The 25,089-nt window shown below is 54.2% G+C and carries 23 protein-coding genes and 1 pseudogene; 15 read left to right on the top strand and 9 right to left on the bottom strand.

Annotation, left to right across the window (positions count from 1 at the left end; translation table 11 throughout):
* Positions 1–6: 6 nt before the first annotated feature.
* Both ACEN8Q_RS12515 and ACEN8Q_RS12510 read right to left on the bottom strand, forming a co-directional pair.
* Positions 7–903, bottom strand: coding sequence for a transporter substrate-binding domain-containing protein (locus ACEN8Q_RS12515; RefSeq protein ID WP_222585673.1), 897 nt, complete (start codon positions 901–903; stop codon positions 7–9).
* A gap of 202 nt (positions 904–1,105) precedes the next feature.
* Entirely contained in the window at positions 1,106–2,011 is a 906-nt protein-coding gene (locus ACEN8Q_RS12510; protein ID WP_222585674.1) for a MurR/RpiR family transcriptional regulator, read from the bottom strand.
* Positions 2,012–2,240: 229 nt separating this feature from the next.
* Between ACEN8Q_RS12510 and ACEN8Q_RS12505 the strand changes: the two genes are divergently transcribed.
* The 3 genes from ACEN8Q_RS12505 to ACEN8Q_RS12495 all read left to right on the top strand — a co-directional run bounded on the left by ACEN8Q_RS12505 (position 2,241) and on the right by ACEN8Q_RS12495 (position 5,718).
* Positions 2,241–3,569 (top strand): aspartate aminotransferase family protein, encoded by a 1,329-nt coding sequence (locus ACEN8Q_RS12505; protein ID WP_222585675.1) that lies wholly within the window; start codon positions 2,241–2,243, stop codon positions 3,567–3,569.
* 10 nt (positions 3,570–3,579) lie between these two features.
* Positions 3,580–4,143 (top strand): carboxymuconolactone decarboxylase family protein, encoded by a 564-nt coding sequence (locus tag ACEN8Q_RS12500; RefSeq protein ID WP_222585676.1) that lies wholly within the window; start codon positions 3,580–3,582, stop codon positions 4,141–4,143.
* 312 nt (positions 4,144–4,455) lie between these two features.
* A complete protein-coding gene (locus ACEN8Q_RS12495) occupies positions 4,456–5,718 on the top strand; it encodes an NAD-glutamate dehydrogenase domain-containing protein (protein ID WP_222585677.1) in 1,263 nt (420 codons plus the stop codon).
* Positions 5,719–6,087: 369 nt separating this feature from the next.
* On the opposite strand, the gene ACEN8Q_RS12490 is transcribed toward ACEN8Q_RS12495, so the two are convergent.
* Positions 6,088–6,636, bottom strand: coding sequence for a helix-turn-helix domain-containing protein (locus ACEN8Q_RS12490; RefSeq protein WP_222585678.1), 549 nt, complete (start codon positions 6,634–6,636; stop codon positions 6,088–6,090).
* A gap of 383 nt (positions 6,637–7,019) precedes the next feature.
* Here ACEN8Q_RS12490 and ACEN8Q_RS12485 point away from each other — a divergent pair, with 383 nt between their 5' ends.
* Together ACEN8Q_RS12485 and ACEN8Q_RS12480 are read left to right on the top strand one after the other, a co-directional pair.
* Positions 7,020–8,405 (top strand): NAD(P)/FAD-dependent oxidoreductase, encoded by a 1,386-nt coding sequence (locus tag ACEN8Q_RS12485; protein WP_413423992.1) that lies wholly within the window; start codon positions 7,020–7,022, stop codon positions 8,403–8,405.
* A gap of 15 nt (positions 8,406–8,420) precedes the next feature.
* Positions 8,421–8,764, top strand: a pseudogene (locus tag ACEN8Q_RS12480) (cupin domain-containing protein).
* On the opposite strand, the gene ACEN8Q_RS12475 reads toward ACEN8Q_RS12480, so the two are convergent.
* Together ACEN8Q_RS12475 and ACEN8Q_RS12470 are read right to left on the bottom strand one after the other, a co-directional pair.
* A complete protein-coding gene (locus ACEN8Q_RS12475; protein ID WP_413423990.1) occupies positions 8,754–9,011 on the bottom strand; it encodes a PucR family transcriptional regulator in 258 nt (85 codons plus the stop codon). The pseudogene ACEN8Q_RS12480 and the gene ACEN8Q_RS12475 overlap by 11 nt on opposite strands.
* On the bottom strand, positions 8,900–9,592 hold the full coding sequence (locus ACEN8Q_RS12470) for a hypothetical protein (protein ID WP_413705534.1): 693 nt from the start codon (positions 9,590–9,592) through the stop codon (positions 8,900–8,902). The genes ACEN8Q_RS12475 and ACEN8Q_RS12470 overlap by 112 nt, the downstream gene beginning before the upstream one ends.
* Before the next feature lie 135 nt (positions 9,593–9,727).
* Between ACEN8Q_RS12470 and ACEN8Q_RS12465 the strand changes: the two genes are divergently transcribed.
* The 9 genes from ACEN8Q_RS12465 to ACEN8Q_RS12425 all read left to right on the top strand — a co-directional run bounded on the left by ACEN8Q_RS12465 (position 9,728) and on the right by ACEN8Q_RS12425 (position 20,006).
* A complete protein-coding gene (locus tag ACEN8Q_RS12465) occupies positions 9,728–12,187 on the top strand; it encodes an FAD-dependent oxidoreductase (protein WP_413423988.1) in 2,460 nt (819 codons plus the stop codon).
* 145 nt (positions 12,188–12,332) lie between these two features.
* Positions 12,333–12,779, top strand: coding sequence for an NAD(P)/FAD-dependent oxidoreductase (locus ACEN8Q_RS12460; RefSeq protein ID WP_413423986.1), 447 nt, complete (start codon positions 12,333–12,335; stop codon positions 12,777–12,779).
* A gap of 90 nt (positions 12,780–12,869) precedes the next feature.
* Positions 12,870–14,276, top strand: coding sequence for an NAD(P)/FAD-dependent oxidoreductase (locus ACEN8Q_RS12455; protein ID WP_413705281.1), 1,407 nt, complete (start codon positions 12,870–12,872; stop codon positions 14,274–14,276).
* A gap of 19 nt (positions 14,277–14,295) precedes the next feature.
* A complete protein-coding gene (locus ACEN8Q_RS12450; protein WP_222585682.1) occupies positions 14,296–14,643 on the top strand; it encodes a cupin domain-containing protein in 348 nt (115 codons plus the stop codon).
* 127 nt (positions 14,644–14,770) lie between these two features.
* Positions 14,771–16,048, top strand: coding sequence for an MFS transporter (locus tag ACEN8Q_RS12445; RefSeq protein WP_413423980.1), 1,278 nt, complete (start codon positions 14,771–14,773; stop codon positions 16,046–16,048).
* The gene (locus ACEN8Q_RS12440; protein ID WP_413423978.1) at positions 16,049–17,668 is read left to right on the top strand and encodes a PucR family transcriptional regulator; all 1,620 of its coding nucleotides are present in this window, start codon (positions 16,049–16,051) and stop codon (positions 17,666–17,668) included.
* Positions 17,669–18,117: 449 nt separating this feature from the next.
* Positions 18,118–18,405, top strand: coding sequence for an FAD-dependent oxidoreductase (locus ACEN8Q_RS12435; RefSeq protein WP_261398011.1), 288 nt, complete (start codon positions 18,118–18,120; stop codon positions 18,403–18,405).
* 77 nt (positions 18,406–18,482) lie between these two features.
* The gene (locus tag ACEN8Q_RS12430) at positions 18,483–18,683 is read left to right on the top strand and encodes a hypothetical protein (protein ID WP_413423976.1); all 201 of its coding nucleotides are present in this window, start codon (positions 18,483–18,485) and stop codon (positions 18,681–18,683) included.
* A 294-nt stretch (positions 18,684–18,977) separates the two neighbouring features.
* Positions 18,978–20,006, top strand: a complete 1,029-nt coding sequence (locus ACEN8Q_RS12425; RefSeq protein WP_222585684.1) for an ABC transporter substrate-binding protein — start codon at positions 18,978–18,980, stop codon at positions 20,004–20,006.
* Between the two features lie 795 nt (positions 20,007–20,801).
* Here the strand turns inward: ACEN8Q_RS12425 and ACEN8Q_RS12420 are convergent.
* Positions 20,802–21,758 (bottom strand): aromatic alcohol reductase, encoded by a 957-nt coding sequence (locus ACEN8Q_RS12420; RefSeq protein WP_025755007.1) that lies wholly within the window; start codon positions 21,756–21,758, stop codon positions 20,802–20,804.
* Positions 21,759–21,854: 96 nt separating this feature from the next.
* Between ACEN8Q_RS12420 and ACEN8Q_RS12415 the strand changes: the two genes are divergently transcribed.
* Positions 21,855–22,313 carry a winged helix-turn-helix transcriptional regulator gene (locus ACEN8Q_RS12415; RefSeq protein WP_025755008.1) on the top strand — a complete coding sequence of 153 codons (459 nt, stop codon included), beginning with the start codon at positions 21,855–21,857 and terminating at the stop codon, positions 22,311–22,313.
* Positions 22,314–22,319: 6 nt separating this feature from the next.
* Here ACEN8Q_RS12415 and tnpC read toward each other — a convergent pair whose 3' ends face one another.
* From tnpC to tnpA, 3 genes are read right to left on the bottom strand one after another with little or no spacing between them, the layout of a single operon-like run.
* On the bottom strand, positions 22,320–23,849 hold the full coding sequence (tnpC, locus tag ACEN8Q_RS12410; RefSeq protein WP_413705280.1) for an IS66 family transposase: 1,530 nt from the start codon (positions 23,847–23,849) through the stop codon (positions 22,320–22,322).
* A gap of 50 nt (positions 23,850–23,899) precedes the next feature.
* Positions 23,900–24,235, bottom strand: coding sequence for an IS66 family insertion sequence element accessory protein TnpB (gene tnpB, locus ACEN8Q_RS12405; RefSeq protein ID WP_413705279.1), 336 nt, complete (start codon positions 24,233–24,235; stop codon positions 23,900–23,902).
* On the bottom strand, positions 24,232–24,549 hold the full coding sequence (tnpA, locus tag ACEN8Q_RS12400; protein WP_134926496.1) for an IS66-like element accessory protein TnpA: 318 nt from the start codon (positions 24,547–24,549) through the stop codon (positions 24,232–24,234). Before tnpA ends, tnpB begins: the two co-directional genes overlap by 4 nt.
* Positions 24,550–25,089: the final 540 nt, after the last annotated feature.

Raw genomic sequence — 25,089 nt, 5'->3', positions numbered from 1 at the left:
GATCAATTAGCTGGAAGCCTTGTCCGAAGGCGCAGCAAACAGCTCCTTGAGGCGGCCGGGCATAGGGAAACCTATGGTGATGCCGGCAGGCGGGATAGGGCTCAGGAACCATTTCTCATACAGTTTAGTTGCCTGCCCATCGCTCATCATTTCACCGAGCGTGGCATCGACTTGAGCTTTGAATTGCGGATCGTCCTTGCGGAACATCAGCGCATAGGGATCGCCGCCAAAAGAGTCGTTCAGCAACTTCAAGGATGCAGGATCGCGCTCCTTCGCTCGAAGGCTTGAGACTAGGATGTCGTCTTCCATAAACGCTGCGGCGCGGCCCGTGGTGACCATGAGCAGTGATTCCGCGTGATCTTTACCTGCCTGGATTCGAAGGTCCAGGTTACGCTCTTCATTAATCTTGCGGATCAGCAGGGCCGTGTCGGTGCCTTGGGTTACAACAACAGGCTTACCCTTGAGGTCATCGATAGTTTTGTATGGTGAGTCGGCCTTGGTGATTAACCGCTTGGAGACCCAGAACGTAGAGTCGGAGAAGGCGACCTCTTTCTGTCTCTCCAGATAGTTTGCCGTCGAGCCGCACTCAAGATCCACCGTGCCGTTTTTCACGAGCGCGATGCGGTTGGATGAGTTGACTGGCTGGAAGCGGACGCTCAGGTTGTCCAAACCTAGCTTCTGCTTGATGGCCGTAACTACTGCCATGCAAAGATCCATGGAGTAACCCACGGGTTTCTGCTGGTCGTCATAGTACGAGAACGGCATTGATGATTCACGATGCCCGAGCACGATGGTGCCGGATTTCTGGATTTTATCGAGGGTTCCGGACAACGATTCTGCCGCCTGCACATTGAGCGCAGCGCCGAGGGTCAAGATACCTATAACTTTATAGAAGCGCTTCATAAGACAATCCCTATTATTTTCTGGGTGACAGTACTGTTGAAGGCAGAGAATGGTGCAAATGCAGGTTTTTTTTGTATTGGCTATCTGCATATGCACATGTAATCATGCATATTGAATATTTGCAATGAAAATTTGCATTTTGCGGACGAGCGTATGGGGGCGCAAATGGCGACGTAGCAAGCCCGACGGAGGGCGCAGTTCGCTACAGGGAAGAGTTGAGCTCAGTGATCAATGTTTCTCGATACTTCAGGGCGGCTACGCCTTCTTCGCCCAGTCGTCCGGCAACGGCGGTCAATAGCCCCTGAGCCAAGAGCATGAATGCACACATGCTGTTGCTGAAAAAAAGGCTGTGGTTGGGCACGTAAAATCGGTGCATCGCGACCTTGGCCAAGGGTGAGCTTGCAGAGTCGGTCAGAGCAACCACCTTGATCCCGTGCCGTGCTGCGACTTCGGCCGTTGCGATTACGCTAGGCGTATAGGGGAAGCAGCTGGATACGACAAGAACGTCGCCCTCATCGAGTTGCGCAATTGCATCGGCTACCCCTTGGCGACTTGAGTCCAGGGCGGCAACGTCAGGCCTCAGCATGCCCAACCCGTATGCCATGAAAAGCGCGAGGGAATTGAATTGACGCATGCCATGTATTCGAACGCGGTGCGCAGTGCTCAGCAACTCAACGGTTTCCAAAAAAGTCTGCGGATCAACATGCTCGATCATGCTCGCGATGTTGGCGCTTTCTTGGCGACCAAGTCGGGTGAGCTGATTCATCGCGTCGTGGTCAATAGAGGTCAGCATCAAACGACTCGCTTGGTCGCTATAGAAGCTTTTGCCTTCGGTGATTTCCCTACGAAAGACATCTTGCAGTTTGCTGAAGCCTCCATAGCCAAGACGCTGAGCCAGGCGCGAAAGAGTTGAAGCGTTAACTTCAAGCTGAGCTGCCAGCTCACTTATCGAAGACACAGCTGCACGCTGAGGCGACTCGATCAACGCCATCAGCACACGCCTTGAGCTCCCGCCTAGAACGATCTCCGACTCCCTGCGCTCAATCGACTCAAGGAGTTGCTTTAGACCGGCGAGAGTTTCGGGAACCACATCTTGCAACCGTGTCATGGTCGATTTCCATCTTGTGGGGGGGGGCTTTTGGGCGCGAACGCCAAGCATCCCAGCAAGTAAACCTCCCATGGTCTCCTAATGCAATTTTTCCGTGCAAAACGGCGTGCATAAAAGGCAGCCTCACGCATTAACGGATGCAAATAAAAACTGCTTGTCGGATAAAATGCAAAAAAACATTGCACAATAGCTTTGTGCATTTATGATTTGCACAAACCCGGAGGACATCATGAGCCACGTATTTCACCGCAGTCTCAAACAACAATATCCAACTGCCGTCAAAGGTGATGGTCCCTACCTGATCGATGCTCAAGGGCGTCGCTATCTGGATGCCAGTGGTGGTGCGGCGGTGTCCTGTCTAGGGCATAGCGACCCCGAGGTGGCCCAGGCGATCAACGCGCAGGTGGCAAAGGTCGCATACGCGCACACATCCTTCTTCACTACCGAGGTCATGGAAGAGCTCGCCGATTTTCTTGTTGCTCGCGCACCTGAGGGTATCGATTCGGTCTACTTCGTCTCAGGTGGATCGGAAGCTGTCGAGGCTGCGCTCAAGCTGGCTCGACAATACTTTGTTGAAGTTGGCCAGCCTCAGCGCAAACATGTAATCGCGCGCCGTCAGAGCTATCACGGCAACACGTTGGGTGCCCTCGCAACTGGCGGCAACGAATGGCGTCGTCAACAGTTCGAGCCGTTGCTGATTGATGTAACGCATGTAACTCCATGCTATGCCTATCGCGAGCAGCGCCCAGGAGAAACTCCGGAAGCTTTGGGTGTCCGACTCGCTGCCGAACTCGACTCGCAAATTCAGGAGCTGGGTGCCGAGAATGTTATGGCGTTTGTTGCTGAGCCTGTGGTTGGTGCGACGCTGGGTGCCGTAACAGCCGTACCAGGCTACTTCAAACGTGTGCGGGAGGTCTGCGATCGCCATGGTGTGCTGCTGATTTTGGATGAAGTTATGTGCGGCATGGGCCGCACCGGCACTCTTTTCGCTGCTGAACAAGAAGGTGTCACCGCCGACCTGATCACCATCGCCAAAGGGCTGGGTGCCGGCTACCAGCCTATCGGGGCAACACTGGTGAGTGCGCGAATTCGTGATGCAATCGCGCAAGGCTCCGGCTTCTTCCAGCACGGTCATACATACATTGGCCACGCCACGGCCTGCGCTGCCGCACTGGCGGTACAGAAGATCATCGAATCCAAAGGTCTGCTCCAGCAGGTGAACTACCTGGGAGAGCGTCTGCGTGATCGTCTAGTCGAAGTGTTTGGCACCCATCCGAACGTGGGTGATATACGCGGACGCGGCCTGTTTCAGGGTATTGAATTCGTAACTGACCGTTCAACTAAGGAGCCTTTTGATCCAGCTCTTAAGCTCCATGCACGACTTAAAAAAGCGGCGATGGCTGAGGGACTGATGTGTTACCCGATGGGCGGGACCATTGATGGCCTACGCGGTGACCACATCCTTCTCGCGCCTCCATTCATTCTGAATGACCTCCATCTGGAAGAACTCACCGGCAAGCTGGTTACAGCGGTTCGCAAGACGTTAGCCGAGGTCTGAGGAAAACATTATGAACATTCAGTCTCGCCTCACCGATTTGAACGAATCACAGATGGATGACGCACAGCGCGAGGTCCTGAAGGAAATCCTTTCGGGGCCCCGCGGTAATCTGGATGGGCCGTTTCTAGCCTGGATTCATAGCCCGGCCTTGGCAAACCATGCTCAGCGTCTTGGGGCTTTTTGCAGGTATCACACCAAGCTTGAGTTACGCCTTAGCGAGTTGGCCATCCTAGTGACTGCGGCTTGGTGGCAGTCTCAGGCTGAGTGGCAAATTCATGAGCCGATTGCGCGCAAGGCGGGCTTGGCTGAACAAGTGATAGACGCTGTGCGTGAGCAACGTAGTCCGGCGTTCCAGCGCAGAGACGAGGCCATCGTCTATCGAGTCGGTGAAGAGCTATATCGGACGCGCAGAGTCAGCGAGCAGCTGTACGCCGAGGCAGTCGATGTATTCGGTGAGCCGGCGGTGGTCGAGCTGGTAGGGATATTTGGCTATTACGCACTGGTTGCGATGACATTGAACGTTTTTGCCGTGCGTCGAGATACGGACATCCCACTCCCATTTATCGAGCCCTAAAGGTTTATGGGGGGCTTCGGTTTCACGTCACCGCGGCACCCCTTTTTTATTCAGCGTGATAGGCAACACCGTAAAGCAGGTAGTACAACATGAACAAAATCTACCCTGAATCATCACCGACCTTGCGGTCATGGACGTTTGCGAGCAGGGGCTTCGACTTGTCGAACTCACCCCAGGCGTTAGTCAGGATCAGGTTCAAGCCGTCTCAGGCTGCAAGCCTGATCTGATTTCCTCGAGGTTGTCATAGTCAGCTTTAAACCGCGGCTACTGATGACCTTTTTTTGCGAACGTCTATAGCCATGAGGTTCCGGCATGCTCTCTCTCACGCTGCCCCAGACATCTGAAAAGTCCGAGTCCCAAGCGCGATTCGATGCTGCAATTGCTGATCTGGTTACCCCCGAAATGCGTGCGCAGATTAGTCTTTTCGCTCAGCAATTTTTCAACGTGATTGCGATTGAGGAACTGAATCAGCGACGTCTTGCGGACCTGATCGGTTGCACGCTGTTTTCTTGGAACATGCTCCAGGATTTTCACGTGGTCGCCCCTAAAGTAGTCGTCTTCAATCCTGATTACGAAAAGAACGGTTGGCAGTCGACTCACAGCGTAGCCCTCATTCTTCATGCGGATTGTCCTTTCCTGGTCGACTCAGTTCGTACAGAGATCACTCGTCGCGGATATAGCATTCACGTGCTGCAGAACAGCGTGCTGAGCACGCGCCGCGACGAACACAGCAGGTTGCAGGAGCTGGTTGCTGATGCTGAGCAGGTAGAGGCAGTCGGTCGTGAGTCTCTGATGTTCATCGAGTTAGACCGTTGTGCGACTGCGGCCGAGCTGACCGCTCTCCAGGACGCGCTTGAAGATGTTCTAGCCGAAGTGCGTCTGGTGGTTCAGGACCATCAGGCGATGCGTGAACGGGTTATTGATCTGCGGAATCAACTTCGTAAGAGCAAATCGCTCTCTTCAGAGCAGACGCTCGAAGAAACCGAGTTTCTGGATTGGATGCTCGAGGATCGTTTTACCTTCCTCGGATACGAAGAGTTTAAATTGGCCGAAAATCACGAAGGTGCTCGCGTGGTTTACGATCAATCATCGCTGCTGGGGCTTTCAAAGCGCCTCCGTTTAGGACTCGACGAAGCAGTGGTTGAGCCTTTTGTAGCAGCTTATCTGCGCGAGCCGCTGCTGCTTTCGTTTGCCAAGGAAGACAGTTTGAGCCGGGTGCACAGACCTGCTTATCCAGATTTGGTTTCCATTCGGATTGCGACTCCAAAAGGTAAGGTGCTGAAGGAATGCCGTTTTGTAGGCATTTTTGCAAGCCGGACCTACAACGAAAGTGTTCGTGATATTCCGCTTATCCGGAACAAGGTCACTCAGATCGCCAAGGGCTCCGGATTCATTCCACGCAGCCACCTGAGCAAAGAACTCATCAAGGTTCTGGAAGTACTTCCTCGGGATGATCTGTTCCAGACTCCAATTGATGATCTTCTTGCCACTGCGGTCGCGATCAGCCCTTGTCCATTAACCACTCAAGATGGGCAGCTTATCAAGCCGACCTTGAATGTCGTAGTTTTCAGGTAGGTAGGGAGCGGCTGAAGTACAGGTGTTTTTCTGGTAGTAATGATCAATCCGAATGCAGTGAAGACTTCAAAATAAGGGAGGCGCAGTGCATAGACATAAGGCAGACCTGAGCGCCGCATGTGCATTGCCGATTTACGCCAAAATAGATTGAGCCAGGTCCGTGACATGGGGATATATGAACTATCCGGATTGGAGTCTTTAGGCCCCGTTTGGAGGATACGAGCAGTCTGGGAGCAGAAGAAAACCCCTGACTGGGGCCTCCATGATTATCTTGAGATAAAAGAGGCTTCCGGAGGGCTCCTGTAGCCCATTTATCAACATGTGATCAGCACTGGAGCCCCAAAAACATGAGGCTCAGTCATCTGGTGCTCAGTTATAAACCCAAAGCACTCGTGTAACGACCTCACTTTTATTAGCGCAGCGACAAGGTATTCCAGCCGGAATCTGAAATCCGTCCCCTGAGCCGATACGTATCTCTTCCTCATTGACCCAAAGGGTCAACTCACCTTCCAGTACATAGCCGCCCTGTTCTGAACTGTCAATGATATTGCGGTCGCCGAAATCCGATCCCGGATCCAGTGTGGTCTCGAGCATGATCAGCTGGTTGGACATTGATGGAGATATCACCTGATCGGTTACGCCTCGTGCATACGTCAGCGTCCGTCGCTCGTCAGGATGAGTTATCCACTGTTGCTGAGGTGAGGCGACAGGGTCCATGAAGTATTTGTAAGGAACGTTCAAGGCCCGGCTGATAGCGTCGAGATCCTCCACGCTGGGTTGCGAAAGTCCGCGCTCGATTTGGGAAATAAATCCGATTGAGCGGTCAATCTTACTCGCTAACTGACGGACCGTGACATTCTTGCGGGTGCGTAAATCACGGATTATCTTAGCCAAATAAGCTGTGTCAGGCGTGGTCATGCAGGGCTGTCCCTGGTTCTGAGAGAAACGTAGCGCAATTATGCCGGGTCTCTGGTTGGACACAAGGTGCCTGGCTACTGAATGCCTTAGTAAAATCCTAAGATCTCATGGTGGAGATGATCATTTACGGAGGTTGATCGCCTCTAGCCTCGGGGGAGTACGCCGTTTTTCATCTCTGGGGTGCCATTGGCCCCGCTTTTAAGAGAGGGCCAACGAGCCTCGTCGAGGCCAGCCAAGGGTTGCCGGTGATCCCAATGTAGCTCGTGACGAGCCTCATATTTTTGTATGAGGCTCGCTCATCAGTTTGCTCCAAACAGACGATTGTTGCCGGCGTGGGGAAGGGCCACTGTGAACCACCTACAGGTCAAGCATGGATTACAACAATGAAACGATCCTTGTGGTTGGAGGAAATCGGTTCCGAGCTGACGCCTCTACCCTCATTGAAGGGCAATCTCTCTGTCGATGTAGCCATCGTCGGGGGTGGTTTCGTGGGGCTGTGGACTGCGTTGAAGCTGCTAGAGCAGGAGCCTGGTTGCCAAATCGCAATTATTGAACGTGATATTTGCGGCGGTGGTGCCTCAGGGCGAAATGGCGGCTTTGTCATGTCGTGGTGGCCAAAAATTAGCTCTCTTTCTGCGCAGTGTGGAAAAGAGGAAGCCGTACGCTTAGCTAGAGCTTCGGTTGCCGCCATTGGTGAGATCGAACATTTTTGCCAGGCCCACGGCATCGATGCCCACTTTCGTCGTGCAGGCTGGCTGTGGACAGCGACCACTGACGCCCAACGCGGTGCGTGGAACGATGTATTAAAAACGTGCCAAAAGCTGGGTGAGGCTGTCTTTAGCCCATTATCCAATGCCGAAGTCGCCAGGCGTGCTGGATCAGCTGCGCACTTGGAAGGTGTGCTCGAAATCAGCAATGCAACCGTGCAGCCGGCACGGCTGGTGCGTGGATTGCGCCGGGTTGCGTTGGAAAAAGGGGTAAAGATTTTCGAGAACACTGCAATGATCAGCCTTGAGCGGACCGCGCCGGCAGTTCTAAACGTGCCGGGTGGGACGTTGACTGCACGAAGCGTAGTTTTGGCTCATAACGCCTGGGCCGCTGGGATCCCTGAGCTGAGCAGTACGATATTGCCGGTTACCAGTACGATTGTGGCAACAGCCCCGATCCCTGAGCGCCTCAAGGACATCGGCTGGACCGGAGGAGAGACCATCACGGATTCGCAGTTGATGGTGGATTATTACCGGACGACTTTGGATGGTCGCATCGCCTTCGGTAAAGGGACGGGGATGATCAGCTACGGCAGCCGGATTAACGCTGGTTATGACGATAACCCGCGGCTGAGTGCCGATACTGAGCAAGATTTCCGACGCACTTATCCGCAGCTCAAAGATTTGGCGATCACCCATACTTGGTGTGGGCCGATCGATCGCACGTACGACAGCCTTCCAGTGTTTGGTCATTTGAAGAATGCCCCAAACATCGTTTATGGAATCGGTTGGAGTGGTAATGGTGTGGGGCCGAGCCGTTTGGGCGGGAAAATACTCGCCAGTCTCGCGCTGGGCCGTAAAGACGAGTGGAGTAGCTGTGGTTTAGTGGGTCGTAATCCTAAATGCTTCCCTCCTGAACCATTCCGATACCTAGGCGGGCTTTTGGTGCGCAGTGCGGTTAAACGCAAAGAAGCGGCAGAAGCTGAAGGCAGCAGCCCAGCTTGGCTTGATCGTCAACTCGCGGGGCTGGCACCTGCGGGCCTCGAAGACAAAAACCTTTAAGATAAGGAGAACCTGATGCCTCAACCTTTGTTGTTTGGTGCTCCGGCCACTATGGAATTACCGGCTTCCGTTCCAGTAGTTGAGCCGCTTGGCGCGCAGGTCGCGGCGACCTCCACTCATGCCGTCGAGGGAGAGGACAGCGTGCTCGCGGGGGGTTGGGAGTGTTCCCCAGGACGCTGGCGGCGGAAAATTCTCTCGAAGGAATTCAGCCATTTCATCGCTGGCCATTGTATTTTTACCCCTGATGGGGGGAGCCTATCGAGCTTCGTGCCGGCGATGCAGTATTTTTCCCTGCGAACTGTGAGGGGACTTGGGAGATCATTGAAACCGTGCGTAAAAGTTTTGTCATCATTCGCTGACTCCAGAAATTCCCGCAATTTCGGCGGAGCAGAATGCAATCCGTAGGATTGCGACATCTTCTGTCAGGTCCAGAGACCGACCTGTAATCTCCTCAATACGTCGAATCCGATATACCAGCGTCTGTTTGTGCACATTCAGGCGCTGGGCAGACTTTTGCCAAGCCCGATTCTGCTCCAAGAAAACCCGTAACGTGTGCTGGAGCTGTCCGCCTTGTTGAAGGTCGTAGTCAGCGAGTGCGCCAAGCACGCGTCGGTGTAGCCTGCGCGCCTCATCCAGCGTGCTAGGCAGCCATGACTGCTCATCTTGCGCCTCGGCATAGAAAACCAGCGGCCGCTCTTGGGTCCGTGCGCAAGTGCCAATCGCGCCTCGCGCAGTGCCTCTACGGTACGCAGGCCTCTCAGTAGAGCATTACTCACTCCTAGGGGGCATTGCAGCTGGTGCTGCAAGAGCTGTGCATCGGCGCGATCCTTCAGCAGCAAGATCAACTCTCCCCCTTGCTTGCGTATTAGTACCTCAAGTCCTTCCCTGCGCAGCTGTAACGGCCATTGAGCCGCCAGCTCGGTCTTAGGGCGCGCCAGTACAAGACACGCTTGATCAAGGGGGAAATTCAGCTGTTCCAATCGCTCTTGTGCAAAGCGCTCGGTCAAGCGTTCTTGTAGCAGCTCATCGATCAATTCTGAGCCGACTCTGAGCACACGCTCATGCTCCACCTGCAAGCGTTCGAGTTCGATCCCTAGTACGGCGACAAGGTGATGCAGTAATCCGTAATCGATCAGGTCTCCTCCAGTTGCGAGTATCGAGCAATTGTCCAAAGACGGCAGGGCCATGACTAGCGCATCGGAAGTGCCATCGGTGCATCGGATGATTATGGCCTGAGTGAGCAAACAATCAACGTTGTCATGTGAACATTATTTGGTTAATGTTCATGAACACACATGGTTTTTTGTTCACAGGTGCCCAACATGTCTCGTTCTCTTCCTCCCCATGCCCGTGCAGTCATCATCGGCGGCGGCGCCATGGGTACCAGCATTGCCTACCACCTTGCCAAGCTAGGCTGGACCGACATCGTTCTTCTAGAGCGGGATCAACTGACCTCCGGGACCACATGGCATGCGGCAGGGCTAATCGCCTCTGCCGGTATGTCATGCGAAACGTTGCTCTGGTCGCAGCAGTACACACGCAAGCTTTACGAGAACCTTGAGGCTGAGACGGGATTGTCTACAGGCTTCAAGCGTATTGGTCACCTGCACATCGCTACTAATGCAACTCGTAGAGAGGTCCAGCGCCGTGAGATTAATTTCGCGCGCTCCCAGGGTCTTGATAAATTCGAGCTGGGTCCAGATGAGATCAAAGAGCTGTTTCCACTGATCGAAACGGCTGGACTTGTCTCTGGCAGCTACACCCCTTCAGATGGCCGCGCCAACCCTGTTGACGTGACGATGTCTTTGGCTAAGGGGGCTCGGATGCATGGGGTGCGCATTTTCGAGGACGTCCAGGTTCAAGACGTCATCGTGACGAACCAACGCGTGACAGGGGTAAAAACCAATCTGGGTGACATTACGTCCGAGGTGGTAATTTTGGCTGCCGGCATGTGGTCACGTCAGCTTGGAGCGAAGCTCGGCGTCTCTGTCCCGTTACAAGCCGCAGAGCACTACTACCTCCTTACCGAGGACATTGAGGGCGCTCACCCTAATCTTCCTGTGGTGGAAGATCCTGATACGTATTCATATGTTCGAGAGGAGAACGGAGGGTTGCTGTTTGGCCTCTTCGAACCGCAAGGAGCTGTATGGTCTCCGCAAGGGATCGCAGACAATGCAAGTTTTCTGCACCTTCAGCCTGATTGGGACCGGATGACTCCGTTCTTGGAAAAAGCGTTCGAACGATTCCCCGTTATGAATGACGCCGGAATTCGGACATTCTTCTGTGGGCCAGAAAGCTTTACTCCCGACGGGTCCTTCCTGATGGGCGAGGCTCCTGAGGTTGATGGTCTCTACGTTGCAAGTGGATTGAATTCACTTGGTATTCTATCTGCGGGTGGCATGGGGCGTTTGGTGGCCGAGCAAATAGTGTTCGGTAACGCCTCTCAGGACATGACCGGCGTCACCCTCGCGCGTACGCCTCGACATGAATCGACGCGTTCATTCCTTGCTGATCGCATTCCTAGCGCCCTTGGCTATACGTTCAGCCACGCTTCATTGCCCAATTACAAGCATAAGAGTGCGAGGGGCGTGCGCCGCTTGGCATTGCACGACCGTTACGCTGCTAGAGGTGCTTACTTTGTAACACTGAGTGGTTGGGAAATGCCGTATTGGTTCAGCCAGGACGGCGAAATGCCGGAAGTTGAGTATCGCTTTGGACGGCAGAAGTGGTTCAAATATTCTGAAGCTGAACACCGTGCCACTCGCGATGCAGTGGCACTGTTCGATAAATCGTTCATGGGGAAATTCATCGTTCAAGGACCGGACGCAGAAAAGGTTCTTAATCGTGTCAGTGCAAACTCTGTTTCGATTCCGGTGGGTCGAAACATCTACACTCAATGGTTGAACTCCCAAGGCGGCATCGTTTCTGATCTGACGATTACAAGACTTTCCGAACAGGAATACATGCTAGTTACCGGCGATGTGCTACAGCGCATTACTCTCTCCTGGTTACGGAAGCACACGTCCAATGGAGAGATCTGTACGGTTACGGACGTGACCTCTGCTTATACGTTACTCAGCTTGCAGGGTCCAAAGTCTCGTGACGTACTGCAAAAAGTGACCGGGGCAGATCTATCGACTGAGACATTGCCTTTCAGGGCAAGTTGTGAGGTTGAACTCGGTTATGCCCGCATTCTGCTGGTCCGGGTTACGTACATGGGAGAGTTGGGGTATGAGCTTTACATTCCGACCGAATATAGCCACTGCGCTTATGACACATTGCTCAATGGCGTGGAGGCTCAAGGTACGCCGCTAGTACATGCTGGTCTCATGGCCTTGGAAAGCCTCCGCTTGGAAAAGGGTTATCGCGATTTCGGAGTAGATATCGACAACACCGACACCCCGCTGGAGGTGGGGCTCAGCTTTGTTGTTGACTTCAACAAGGACGAATTCATTGGTCGTGATGTACTAGTAAAACAACGCGAGGAAGGTCCTCTGAAAAAGCGTCTCGTGCAATTCCTGCTCAAAGACCCTGAACCGCTTTTTCATGGGCAAGAACCCATCCTTTGCAATGGTAATTATGTGGGTTACATGCGGTCAGGTGCTTTCGGTCATACCTTAGGCGCTTCCGTCGGGCTCGGCGTAATCGAGTTGGAGGTCGGTATTACGGGTGAGCAGCTTCGTAACTGTCACTTTGAAATCGAAATCAATGATAAGCGGGTCGAGGCTGTTGCATCACTTGCTCCGCTCTATGATCCAAAAAGTGAGCGTATTCGTATCTAATTTCTAATGATGCTGCTGCGCACGGCCTGGGCAGGAAGTGCGTAGCTGCATCCAAGAAGCATTTTAAAGGTGCTTATATCTGCTGCGTTAGCAGGTGAAATGCCCCGCCTTGCTATCTGCTAATGATCAAAACAGGAATGCCGTCATGTTGCTCAAGGCACCAGTTGAAAATGATGAACATACCTCCACCTATTATGCAGCCACACTGGGCGGACACGTCACGTACCCTGAACTTATGGGGCAAGAGCGCGCAGATGTTTGCGTTATTGGTGGTGGGTGTTCCGGCGTCTCTACAGCTCTCCATTTGGCTGAAAGAGGCTATAGGGTGATACTGCTTGAGGCGGCTCGCATTGGGTGGGGCGCTAGCGGGCGTAACGGGGGGCAGATTCTGGGTGGGTTCTCCACAAGCGCTGAATCACTAGGTGAAAAATTGACCGAGGATGAGGCTCGCCTTTTTTGGGAAATGGGCAACGAGGCTGTCGATATCATCAAGGCGCGCATAGGAACCTACAAAATCGACTGCGATTTGGCCTGGGGTTATTGCGCATTGGCCTTGTTGGTGCTCCAGATTCTGTTTCGTCTGATGTTATGAAGGCCTCGTATCATCTTCCTAATAACGCTCAATGGTGAGGCCGTTGTAGACGAGGGGAAACTGTGCAAAACAACACAGTGGAGTTCTCCCATGCGCCTGGCGTCTTCTCGCCCTCTGACACGTAGCTACTGGCTACAGAGTCTGGAGGAAGATCTCCAACCATCATCCCCCCTTAATGGCGAATACTCTGCCGACATTGCAATCGTCGGTGGCGGTTTCGTTGGTCTGTGGACGGCTCTCACGCTCAAAGAGCGCGAACCCAACATCGATGTCGTTGTATTGGAGCAGGATATTTGCGGTGGCGGGGCGTCCGGTCGTAATGGCGGCTTCGTAATGTCCTGGTGGCCTAAGATTGGCTCGCTGCTGAACTTCTGTTCCAAGGAACAGGCGCTCTTCCTGGCAAACGCCGCCGAGCACGCCATCACTGAGTTAGGCGAGTTTTGCGAAAAGCATCAGATCGATGCGCACTACACACGTAAAGGCTGGCTCTGGACGGCGACGACGCCGGCTCATATTGATAGCTGGAATGGGACGCTTGAGACCTGCGCTCGCCTTGGTGTCGAGCCCTTCGAGCGGTTGTCGGCGGGTGCTGTTGCCAAAATGACTGGCTCCGATGTGCACCTTGCCGGGGTTTATGAGCGCAGCAACGCCACGGTGCAGCCGGGTGCGCTAGTTCGTGGCATGCGGCAAGTTGCAATGGAAGCCGGGATCCGCATCTACGAACAGACGCCGGTCATTTGCATAGAACCAGGCAGAACGGTGCGCCTGACCTCCAACTCGGGCTCTGTCAGCGCGGATAACGTTGTGCTGGCCACCAATGCCTGGGCGGCGGCCATTCCCGAGTTGGCAAAGCTGATCGTACCGGTGAACAGCTCGATCGTGGTTACCGAACCCATTCCTTCGAAGCTGGAAAAGATGGGTTGGACGGGGCAGCAATCGATCACCGACTCGCAGTTGATGGTCGACTACTACCGCACTACTCGTGATGGTCGCATCGCATTTGGCAAGGGCACAGGTGCCTTAGCTTATGGTTCGCGAATTGATGACACGTTCAGCCAGCACCAGGACAGCATCGAGCTGACCGAGGCTGACTTCCGCCGTACCTATCCAGGCTTGGCTTCGACTCAGCTTACGAATGGTTGGTCAGGGCCAATCGATCGTACTTACGACAGCCTGCCGTTGTTCGGCACTCTAGCCGGCACCCAGAACATCCATTACGGCATTGGCTGGAGCGGTAATGGAGTCGGGCCCAGTCGACTCGGTGGGCGCATCCTCGCAAGCCTTGCACTCGGGATCAAGGATGAATGGAGTACTTGCCCACTGGTTAACCGCCGCTGCAAAACCTTTCCTCGGGAGCCATTCCGTTACCTGGGTGGCAGCCTCGTCCGAAACGCCGTCATCCGCAAAGAGCGCGCAGAAATGAGCGGCGCTCAACCTTCCATTATTGACCGCATGCTGGCCGGGCTTGCCCCAGCCGGACTTGAAGATAAAGCCTGACCATACAGGAGCCAACAGCATGACCCCAATTGTTAAACGCCTTACTGCAGATACTCCATTTTCCGCGCATGCACCAGTTGCTCAGCCTCTCGGTGATCTGATTTCCCAATCCCGTCTCGCCATTGATGAGGTAGTTGAAGACCCGCGTTTTTCGCTGGGTGTCTGGGAATGCTCGCCCGGTGCATGGCGGCGTCAGGTGCTTCAGGCTGAATACAGCTATTTCATCAGCGGCAAAGGAATTTTCACGCCTGACGATGGTCAGGCCATCCACTTCCAGGCCGGGGACGCCGTGTACTTCGCGCCAAATACAACCGGTGTTTGGGAGATCGAGGAAACGGTCACCAAGCACTACTTCATCGTTGGCTGACTGCCTTTGACACCTCCATAAGTTTAATAAGAAAGGTCTTTATATGAGTGTATTCGATATAATCGAAAATTCTCCTGTCTCAAAGTTTCACCGCAAATTACTTCTTGCCTGCTGCGGTGGCCCATTCTTGGACGGCTACATCCTCAGCCTGATCGGCATCGCCCTAATCGGTTTTGCCAATGACATTCCAGCTACGCCTGTTGAAACCGGACTCATTGGTGCAGCTTCATTGCTGGGTATCTTCTTTGGCGCGACGGTGTTCGGTGCGGTCACAGACCGGATCGGTCGCGAGACCATGTATGCGCTGGATTTGACTGTACTCATCATCGCGTGCGGTCTGAGCGCTTTTGTGACTGATGCTTGGCAGTTGATCTTGTTGCGATTCGTCATAGGCTTGGCGGTCGGTGCGGACTATCCCATCGCGACCTCGTTGCTTACTGAGTTCACACCCTCGAAGCGTCGCGGCTTCATGATCGGATTGTCTGGCCTAGCTTGGTCAGTAGGTGCGATGACGGCGTTCGTGGTGGGCTACCTAGTGGTCAACTTTAGTGGCGACCACTCGTTGTGGCGCTGGATGTTGTTCAGCGGTGCTGTGGTCGGCTTGATAGTCGTGATTATGCGTCGTGGTATTCCCGAATCACCACGCTGGCTGGCCAGCAAGGGTCGTGTGCATGAAGCGGAAGAGGTCATTCGCAAGGTCTACGGCAAGTCCGTAAAGATCACTCAATATGATATTGATCAGCTCAATGATGGAGGGCGACCACGCTCCATGCTCGCAGATCTGAAAATGATTTCTTCGGGTGGCTACCTCAAACGCACCATCATGTGTGGCGTGCTTTATTTTGCTCAGATTACCCCTCAGTACGTGCTATACACCTTTGGTGGAATGATCCTGATATCCGCCGGCATCAAAGGCACAAACGCGTCGACGTTGGGCGAACTGTTGATCGCCACACTGTTCGCAGTCGGGGTGATTCCAGCGCTGAAGCTCGTGGAAACATGGGGTCGTCGTCCCATGGTATTGGTGCCGTTCGCGTTGATGGCGATCCCGTTGTTCGTCCTAGGTCTTTGGGCGGATGCCCCGCCCTGGTTCATCATCGGCGCCTTCGCGTTCTACGCCTTCGTATCGGGTGGGCCAAGCATCCTGGAGTGGATCTACCCCAACGAACTGTTTCCCACCTCCGTTCGCGCTACAGCTGTCGGCGTAGCGGTGGGTATCAGTCGCATAGGAGCTGCAGCCGGTACCTACCTGACTCCAATCAGTATCGAGTCGATCGGTCTGCAAGCGACTTTGATGATCGGTGCCGGTGTAACCCTGCTTGCCTTCTTCGTTTGCTTGGCCTGGGCTCCGGAAACCAAAGGTCGATCCCTGCAACAATCTGCGTCGCTGAGCATGGCGACATAATTGAATTCCCCAAGCACTTTTCTGGCTCGACGTTCGCAGGGCGTCACTGATAGGGTGGGGGCGGAACCTAACGGCGTTGGTGGCTACAAGTCATCTACGCCGCTGGGCGTTTCTGCAGGCTCAGCTTGGCAGCCCATTACTATGCCTTTCAGTATCCAGGACATCATCGACAACGTATCGCTGCGCACTCGCTTACTGACCGGCGCGGAAGGTGCGCTGCGAACCTTGCGATGGGCCCACGTATGCGAACTGTCTGACCCAAGCGAGTGGTTCGGGGAGGGTGACCTGCTGATGACCACAGGCATTGGTATACCTCCTGATGCCGAGCAGCAACGTGCATACGTCACTAGACTCTCCGAAGCCAAAGTGGCAGGCATGATGATCGGTGAGAACATGCAAGCCCCGGAAGACATCTCGGGCCTGCGTGACCAAGCATCGCTGTTAGGTTTTCCAGTACTGATCACTCATTACTCCGTGCCATTTTCTGCGGTCACGAAAGCCATTCTGGATGCAAGGCAACAGAACGAAGATCAGCGCCGAAGAGCTGTTGTACGGCTTTATGAGAGCGCAAGGATCGGGCTACGGCATCTCGGCCTGGATGGTCTTTTGCTAAGGCTCTCAGCCGATGTCATGGCAGACCTGTACCTGTTTGACACTCACACCTTAGGGCCTTGGGAAGAGGGACTTGCGCCGCTGCCTGAGCAATGGCGCGAAGTTCTCAGCTCCCGTGTACGACTCACCTACGATCTAACACGCTGTAATACCGGTGAAAGCGAAGCATTGGTTATGGCGCTACCAGCTCTGCCACAGTGCGCCATCCTTGCGACGGGTGGTCAGCTGCTTGATTACGGCATCCTCCACCACATTGCCTCAGTTCTGGCGATCGAACTGGAGCGCCTTCAGAGCGAGCACGAGCGGATGCTTCGATTGGGTTCTGAGCTCGTGGATGATCTTCTGAACAATAGGCTTACCGAGCGAGCTGCATCCGAGCGGCTGGAGCAATTGGATTGTCCACCTGGAACCGCCCATCTTGTTCTTGCCCGATTAGAGCATGAGGCACCAAACAACTGGCAGCTGGAGCTGAGTAGGCAGAGCTTGAAGTTGCTAGTCCGGCAGTCCGGTGATGAGCTCGTGATCTTGCTGACAAATCCTGCCGCGTGCCAACCACTACAAGCGGCTTTGGGATGTTGCATGGGAGTAAGCGCTGTGCTGGGAACGGGGCTCAGGGTGCAAGAGGCGCTACGGGAGGCCCGTCTAGCGCTTGCCCATTCGACACCGACACGGCAAATCGTTGAATACGGCAGTGCCTTGGACGAAGCGTTCTGGCTGCCCGGTGATCTCGAGCAAGCCAACAGAATGTATCGTCGGGTCATTGGCAGTCTAGTTGACTACGATGTTCAAAACGGAAGTCAGCTCATCCATACCTTGCGGGTGTTCCTGGAGCAGAATCGCTCGTGGCAAAAGTCCTCGCAGATTCTCAATGTTCACAAGCAGACGTTGATTTATCGTGTGCACCGGATTGAGGAAATCACCGGGCGATCGTTGGACGACACGGAAGGCGTGGTCGAGTTTTGGATTGCGTTGCGTTCAATGGACATAGCCGCAGAATCGCAGCCCTAGGCAATCGTGTGTAGGTGAGCAGGGAGGACCGATCAGCAGGCCGAATTCCCCTGAGAGACGCTAGGCGGCACCAATATTTCAAATGGCAATCCGAGCCCTTTCGGTTGTAGTGCGGGCGTCAGCGTCTTGGACGCTTCAACAATCGCATTTAGCATATATGGCTCCATAGGGCTTGCCTTCCGCAGCTTGGTGTCAACGTGGAGCATCATATGTTCCCCGGTCGCCACTGTGATATCTCCTTACATCCACGACATACGTGTACGGGTGCAATCGTACATCATCGTACCCGATGATTTCCGTATACACCTCAAGAGGTGCCAACTGTGCATTCTTTTAGATTTCGCTGCCGACCCTGGACCTTGAAAAAGCTATAGCCTCAGTCGATACTCTTCTGTGAAGCCTACCTTCCTGAGGAGCACCTCTCCTGCATCGGCCATGACTTTGTAATAATGCCATTCAGTCATGTGACCGTTGAGTCCCTTGAAGGCGTACTTGAAGTCAGCAATGCCACAGTACAACCCGATAGACTGGTTCGCGGTCTGCGCCGGGTAGCGCTTGAAAAGGGCATTAAAATTTTCGAGAACACCTCGATGGACAGCCTCGATCGCTCGGCTCCAGCAGTCCTAAAGACTCCTAAGGGTTCGATCACTGCCAACCGCCTCGTGCTTGCCCGCAATGCGTGGGCTGCCCAAATCCCTGAACTGCGCCGAACAATTCTTCGGTTACAAGCACGATAGTTGCCACTTCGCCTATCCCGGATCGACTGCAAAAAAATGGTTAGACAAGTGGAGAGGCAATTACCGACTCCCAGCTCATGGTTAATTACTACCGTATCACTAAGGATGCCCGTATAGCATTCGGCAAGAATACCGGGATGATTAGTTACGCCAGCCGCGTGGGTGGGGGGTATGCCAACGATCCAAATTTTAGCGAAGACACCGAGCGCGATTTCCGCCGCACCAATCCGGAACTCAACGATGAACCAACCACCCCACTCCTGGTGTGGCCCAATTGATCGCACTTACGACAGCCTGCCGGTCTTTGGAGGCCTGGGTGGCACCCGGCATATTTTAATATTCTCAAGATGTCTTTATGCCCCCGTGGCTCTCTGGCGTGGAATAGCAAATTCTTAGCAAGTGTTATCTGATTCCTAATCCCTCTAGGTAGATCCCTCGTTCATACGATTTTATAAATCGCATACCACCAATTTTGTTTTCCGTCTGGTGGTCAACACTGCGAAGGGTGCACACACTCGACTTGCATTCAGCGACTTGGGCTCCGGTGCCCAACCTCATTTGCGGAGAAAATAATGAATAATAAGCTCGCGCTCACCCTCGCATTAGCCTCAGCACCATTTTTTGGCCAGTATGCCATGGCAGACATCACTGTTATGTCCCATGGAGGAGCTAACAAGGAGGCCCAGGCCGTTGCGTTCTATAAGCCATATACCGATGAAGTGGGAACCAAGATTATTGCCGGTGAGTTCAATGGCGAGATGGCCAAGATCAAAGCAATGGTAGACACAGGTACCGTCACATGGGATGTGGTGGAGATGGAAATGCCTGTTTTGAGCCGCGCCTGTGATGAGGGCTTGCTTGAGGAATTCAGCCCGAATCCTTCAGTCGCTCAGCAGCTACTGCCTGAGGCTTTGAACACCTGTGGCGTGGGTTTCTTTGTGTGGTCGACAGTGCTCGCCTATAACGCGGATAAATTGAAAGTAGCGCCTACTGGTTGGGCGGACTTCTGGGATCTGAAAAAGTTTCCAGGGAAGAGGGGCCTCAGAAAAGGAGCGCTCAACACCTTAGAGTTTGCACTGTTGGCTGATGGTGTGCCTGCAGCTGATGTGTATACCGTGTTAGCAACCAAAGAAGGCCAAGATCGCGCATTTCGTAAACTTGATGAGATCAAACCAAGTATTCAATGGTGGGAAGCAGGTGCTCAACCGCCGCAGTTTCTGGCCGCAGGTGATGTTGTCATGAGCTCCGCTTGGAATGGTCGGATTAGCGCAGTACAAAAAGATAGTAACCTGCGTATTGTTTGGAACGGTGGGATTTACGACATGGATGCCTGGGTGATTCCTAAGGGATCTAAAAACGTTGCTGAAGCCAAGAAATTCATTGATTTCACGCTGGCATCTCAGCAGCAAAAAGCATTCTCCGAGAAAGTTAGCTACGGCCCGGTTAACATTTATGCCCTAAAATTACTGCCTACTGAACGGCGGGACTCTCTGCCAACAGCAGACGCGAATCTGTCGCAACAACTTCACGTGAATGCCGCTTTCTGGGCGGATTATGGCGAGCAACTGGAGCAACGTTTCAACTCTTGGGCGGCTCGATAATCGCTGACATTGCTTACCGATAGTGTACAAGACGCGGTGGTGATCTATCACTGCGTCCGAATTACAATTTTTACAAATTATAAAGTACTTTGATCTGGCTTAGCGGAAAGAAAATATTGAGGTGAATCCTAAATTCACTGCGAGCATAAAACTCATGCTATTTTGGAGTAAGAGTAAAGCAGTGCGAAAACGTATTCGCTCATACTTTAAATCTCTTTCGCGTGCTTTGCAGGGTTTAACGCACCGCAACATGTTACGACTGTTGCGGTTTTTTTCATTAGCTGTTGAGTTCCATCGATCTCTTCGTCCGAGCGAAGTCGGTTTGTCATGGTGATGCTTCACACTACAGACGGCAGAAAGAAGGGGTAAAGGCGCGTCGTTCGTCCGGTATGCCGCACGATCCATTACGTGATCAAACGATAAGTTATTCAAAATGGAATTCACGCTCACAAGTCGTAGTGAAATATCAAAACGACGCTGGTAATGTCCTGGCGTAAGCGCCCGGTAGCCACACCTTGACCACACGATTTTCCCCTGTGTTCCTCAAAACCACGCTCATTTGCAAGGCTTTAGTAAGCGCTTGGTAAGTCACCGTAGTTCGGAATCCCGCGCTTAGAGAACTCAAGAAGTAGTGAAGTGGGACGCCTCAGACCTCGACAGATGGTGCGGAGAAGATAAAGATTCGGTTGTCTTGGATTACCCGTACTCCGCGCCTTAGCTTCGGTCATCAGCGCCCATTATCAGACTGAGGGCTTTTTAGCAGGTCAATTCCCAGCGCGAGAATGTTCGTTCTTGCTACTGCCCTTGTGCCGATGAGGTTGCCAGATTTGCCCGGGCCCACTCCTCAGCGGTCGTGACTTGAATCGACTGCTGCGCGTTGAAAGTGCCTGCTTTAGGCCAGGCCACGCCTCTGCCCTGGGCGAACACAGCGCGGTACTTCTTGATGTGATGCGTTGGGTCTTTCTCCAGTTCTTGGAGCAAGTACGGAACAGTCCACACGTTACGTTTGAACGGGCGGCCCAGTACACGTTCGAGGAGGCTCGCAACCTCTCCGTACGTCACTGTGTCTCCCGAGAGGTACACAATCTGATTGCGGAAGCGAGGTTTGAAGAAGACGATTTCCGCTGCCAGTGCACCAATGTCGTCTGGAGTCGTGAGCGTCACGCTGGTCTCAAGACTGCCTAGTGCGTTCACGGTATCGTTTTCGAAGTCCACAACCTCGAATACAGGCTCGAACAGAAAGCTGGTGAACATTCCCGTCGAGATGATTACCCATTCAGTTTTATCCTGGGCACGAAGCAATTCGCGAACATCAAGCTGAGCATCGAACAGATCCTGAGGACTGCCCCGACCGATTACCTCGAAGTCGACACCAAACTGCCACGGGAAGTAGCGCTTCACACCGGACTTCAGAGCAGCGGTAGCCAGTTTCATCGGGGTTTCCCGGCCTGCAACCATGCCTGCACAGCCTATTACGGTATCGAAACGTGCGAATACTTCAGCCAGCTGATCGATTGAGTCATTCACGAGGTCTGCGGCCACCATCTGGATGCCGAGGCCCCGAAGCTCATCGATTTCGACCTTTTTCTCGGGCACTTGAGTGTTGATGGTCGAATCCCTGAGCAGGACGCTGATTGTGGAACCGGGCGCGCGCTTTGCTACTCGCGCAAGATTGCGCAGAACCGGCAGCCCAAGCTCACCGGCGCCTAGAACGAGAATGGATTGTGGGGAAAACTGGGTCACTTCGGTCATAATTTCTCCTGAGACCTGTTGCCTGTAAGATGAACAGATGCTTGCACGATTAGGCGACGTTCGTAAGAAGGCACACCTGTGATACCAGAGAATGAAATGACCAATCAGGATGTTCTCAGCCAGGCAGAGACAATCTGCCGGACGCTTAGAGAAGATGATGATGGCGTCAGGCGGGAGGTGCTTGCTCACGCAGGGAGCCGCTGGTCGTTAGGTATCCTGCATGCCTTGGGGGTGTACGGCACGATGCGCCATGCCGAAATAAAAAGGCAGATGACTGGTGTGACTCAGCGGATGCTGACGAAAACGCTCCGCTCTATGGAGCGGGATGGCCTGGTAGCTCGGCGGGAATTTGGTGAAATTCCCCCACGCGTTGAGTACGAGCTGACGCCGTTGGGGATGGAGCTGTTGATCCGCATGTCCCCTATCTGGACTTGGGTTGTCGAAAACGTTGAGGATTTCCGCAAGGCCCGACGCATTTTCGACAGCCAGGACGGCAAACAACCCGCATGGCAAACACCCACATCGACACCATTAGATTCAGAAGCGTCTGACTAATGGCTATTAAGAGCCCGGTGCCCATCGATGCGGTAGTAGTTGGTCAATCGCGCTGGCCTTTTGTGTCGGCAACCGCGTCAGTACATCCTTGAGGTACGCGAACGGATCATGCCCGTTCATGCGTGCCGACTGAATCAAGCTCATTATTGCCGCAGCCCGTTTGCCGCTCCGCAGCGATCCGGCGAACAGCCAATTGGAACGCCCAAGTGCCCACGGCCTGATCGTGTTTTCCACCGGGTTGTTGTCGATGGGCACAGCACCATCATCTAGGTAGCGCGTCAGCGCTACCCAGCGTTTCAAGCTGTAGTCCAAAGTCTTGGCCGTAGCCGACCCTTCAGGCACAAGCTCGCGTTGAGCCCGCATCCATTCGTGCAACTTCCCAGCGATGGGCACCGCCATTTCCTGGCGTAATCGCCTGCGATCTTCATCGCTCAATTCCTTGGCTTGCCGCTCGACATCGTACAGGCCGCCGATTGAGCGCAGTGCCCGTTCGGCCAGTTGGCTTTTGTTCGCCACATGCAGGTCGAAGAACTTGCGGCGGGCGTGGGCCATGCAGCCAATTTCGGTGATACCCAGTTCGAAGCTGGCCTTGTAACCCGCGAAGTCATCGCAGACCAGTTTGCCACTCCACGTGCCAAGGAAGTTACGCGCATGCTCGCCAGCACGGCTGGGGCTGAAGTCGTAAACCACGGCCCTCAGTGCCGAGAACGGCGTGGTGCAGTAAGCCCAAACATAGGCGCGGTGCGTTTTCTTCTCGCCGGGCGCCAGCATCTTTACAGGAGTTTCATCGGCATGAACGACTCGCTGAGCCAGCACCACCTTGCGCAGCGCATCCACCAGCGGCTGAAGTTGCACGCCGGTTTGACCTACCCACTGAGCTAGCGTTGAGCGCGGGATGGCCAGGCCAGCTCGGCCAAAGATCTTTTCTTGCCGATAAAGTGGAAGATGGTCGGCGAACTTGGCCACCATCACATGGGCCAACAGCCCGGCAGTGGGAATGCCCTTGTCGATCACCTGTGCCGGTATCGGCGCCTGGGTCAGAGTTTCGCACTGACGACAGGCCCACTTCCCACGCACATGTTGCTCAACGGTAAACACGCCCGGCGTGTAATCCAGTTTCTCGCTGACGTCTTCGCCGATACGCTGAAGTTGGCAGCCGCAGGCGCACTGAGTGCTTTCCGGTTCATGACGGATTACGGTACGTGGGAACTGCGCAGGCAACGGAGCACGCTTGGGCTGCTGACTGGGTTTGTCGGGCGCCGGGGCGGGACGAAGTGCTTTCAACTCGGCGTCGATGGCTTCGAGGTCGGTGCTGAGCAGGTCATCCAGCAAGCTGCCTTGCGCCGGGCTTATTTGCTCGCTGCGCTTGGCAAACTTGTGCCGTTTAAGGATCGCGATTTCGTGAGAGAGCTGCTCGATGATCGTCTCGTCACGATGAATCTTTCGGCCCATGGTGTCGACCTTCGACAGCAACTGCGCAGCGAGGGCGCGCAGTTGTTCAGGCGTCATGTGGTCGAGATTGGGCGAGGAAGTCATGCCGTGGATTTTACCAAAGCAGCCTACCCTGCCACAGCTGAAAGCCGAGGCTAAATCAATGTAATTGCGCCGTTAGAGCCAACCCGCAGCCATGGCAAACCGAGCACCAGCGCTTGCAGTTGTTCAGCGTCGAGTTCGACTTCCAGGCCGCGATGAGTGCCAGGCCAATGGAATTTCCCTTGGTTCAATCTCCGTGCTGCAAGCCAGATGCCCACGCCATCGTGTACGAGAACTTTCATTCGGTTAGCGCGGCGGTTGGCAAACAGATAGGCGCAGTGCGGCTTCGCCGCACCAAATACCGCGACAACACGGGCCAGTGCTGTTTCGGTGCCGGCACGCATGTCCATGGGCTCGGTGGCGAGCCAGATAGCGTCGATGCGTATCATTGCGAGAAGCTGCGAATGAAGCGGGCGCAGCCGTCCGGGTCGGAGACCGGCCATTTGACCGTCATGGATTTGTCGCCCAGCGGCAGCGTGATAACTACCACCTCATCAACGTGACGCTTGGGCATCGGTTGCAGGGGTACGAATGCTGGCAGCGATGCTGCGCGCTTGTCGCGGTAAATAGGCAGCCACTTGCGGATGACGTTGGCGTTGATACCGTGGCTGATGGCGACGCTCGAAACCGTGGCGCCAGGTTGGAGGCATTCCTGCACTACCTGAGTTTTAAAGGGTTTGGAATAAGAGCTTCGTTGGCGCATGGAAATCCTAGCAATAAGGGTGATCGCGTCCGCTAAAAATTAGGCGGACACCATCGGCCTTAATGCAGGAGTTCGGAAGGTGAGTTCGCCAGACGCTTAGTGCGCCAGTTAAAGCTGGCGGAGGATAGTCGATGAAAGTTCGATACTGGTAAGAAATGGCGAATCAACCAGACCCCGAGTCATGCACGTTGCACCGTGAGGTGCAGGGTGAAGCGTTGACAGGGGAAACCGATGGGCCAGCCATTGAGCCGCGTAATCAGGAATTCGGGATGCCGATGCTGTTAAGCGAAGCAGAAGGCAACACGGAGCATGGCGTTATACGCCAGTCATGCTCTGATCCCGCGCGGTCGGAGACCCTGTGCACGTCGGGAAGTCCACCGCACAGAAACTGGGAGATCTCAGCGGCGCCCAGTGCACAAGCACCGGGCGGAGCAGGAAAGGCCAAAAGCCGTAACCCTGCTGTTCACGTCGCTGAGAAGTCGGATACGTCCGTAGTACCTGAGAAGCCATCGAACAAAGGGCCTGGCCCGGCGGAGGTAG

The organism is Pseudomonas sp. Pseusp16, assembly GCF_047324915.1.
GTDB classification, from domain to species: domain Bacteria; phylum Pseudomonadota; class Gammaproteobacteria; order Pseudomonadales; family Pseudomonadaceae; genus Aquipseudomonas; species Aquipseudomonas fluorescens_CD.
The sequence above is the reverse complement of the archived record's forward strand: the minus strand, read 5'-3'. Positions and strand labels throughout refer to the sequence as shown.

Coding starts and splice junctions, on each gene's coding strand:
- ACEN8Q_RS12470 (WP_413705534.1), bottom strand. CDS start 9,592: ATGGCCCTGCCGTCTTTGGACAATTGCTCGATACTCGCAACTGGAGGA.
- ACEN8Q_RS12510 (WP_222585674.1), bottom strand. CDS start 2,011: ATGACACGGTTGCAAGATGTGGTTCCCGAAACTCTCGCCGGTCTAAAG.
- ACEN8Q_RS12420 (WP_025755007.1), bottom strand. CDS start 21,758: ATGACCGAAGTGACCCAGTTTTCCCCACAATCCATTCTCGTTCTAGGC.
- ACEN8Q_RS12460 (WP_413423986.1), top strand. CDS start 12,333: ATGTTGCTCAAGGCACCAGTTGAAAATGATGAACATACCTCCACCTAT.
- tnpC (WP_413705280.1), bottom strand. CDS start 23,849: ATGACTTCCTCGCCCAATCTCGACCACATGACGCCTGAACAACTGCGC.
- ACEN8Q_RS12425 (WP_222585684.1), top strand. CDS start 18,978: ATGAATAATAAGCTCGCGCTCACCCTCGCATTAGCCTCAGCACCATTT.
- ACEN8Q_RS12505 (WP_222585675.1), top strand. CDS start 2,241: ATGAGCCACGTATTTCACCGCAGTCTCAAACAACAATATCCAACTGCC.
- ACEN8Q_RS12455 (WP_413705281.1), top strand. CDS start 12,870: ATGCGCCTGGCGTCTTCTCGCCCTCTGACACGTAGCTACTGGCTACAG.
- ACEN8Q_RS12490 (WP_222585678.1), bottom strand. CDS start 6,636: ATGACCACGCCTGACACAGCTTATTTGGCTAAGATAATCCGTGATTTA.
- ACEN8Q_RS12515 (WP_222585673.1), bottom strand. CDS start 903: ATGAAGCGCTTCTATAAAGTTATAGGTATCTTGACCCTCGGCGCTGCG.
- ACEN8Q_RS12430 (WP_413423976.1), top strand. CDS start 18,483: ATGGTTAATTACTACCGTATCACTAAGGATGCCCGTATAGCATTCGGC.
- ACEN8Q_RS12495 (WP_222585677.1), top strand. CDS start 4,456: ATGCTCTCTCTCACGCTGCCCCAGACATCTGAAAAGTCCGAGTCCCAA.
- ACEN8Q_RS12465 (WP_413423988.1), top strand. CDS start 9,728: ATGTCTCGTTCTCTTCCTCCCCATGCCCGTGCAGTCATCATCGGCGGC.
- ACEN8Q_RS12485 (WP_413423992.1), top strand. CDS start 7,020: ATGAAACGATCCTTGTGGTTGGAGGAAATCGGTTCCGAGCTGACGCCT.
- ACEN8Q_RS12450 (WP_222585682.1), top strand. CDS start 14,296: ATGACCCCAATTGTTAAACGCCTTACTGCAGATACTCCATTTTCCGCG.
- ACEN8Q_RS12500 (WP_222585676.1), top strand. CDS start 3,580: ATGAACATTCAGTCTCGCCTCACCGATTTGAACGAATCACAGATGGAT.
- ACEN8Q_RS12415 (WP_025755008.1), top strand. CDS start 21,855: ATGACCAATCAGGATGTTCTCAGCCAGGCAGAGACAATCTGCCGGACG.
- tnpA (WP_134926496.1), bottom strand. CDS start 24,549: ATGCGCCAACGAAGCTCTTATTCCAAACCCTTTAAAACTCAGGTAGTG.
- tnpB (WP_413705279.1), bottom strand. CDS start 24,235: ATGATACGCATCGACGCTATCTGGCTCGCCACCGAGCCCATGGACATG.
- ACEN8Q_RS12435 (WP_261398011.1), top strand. CDS start 18,118: ATGCCATTCAGTCATGTGACCGTTGAGTCCCTTGAAGGCGTACTTGAA.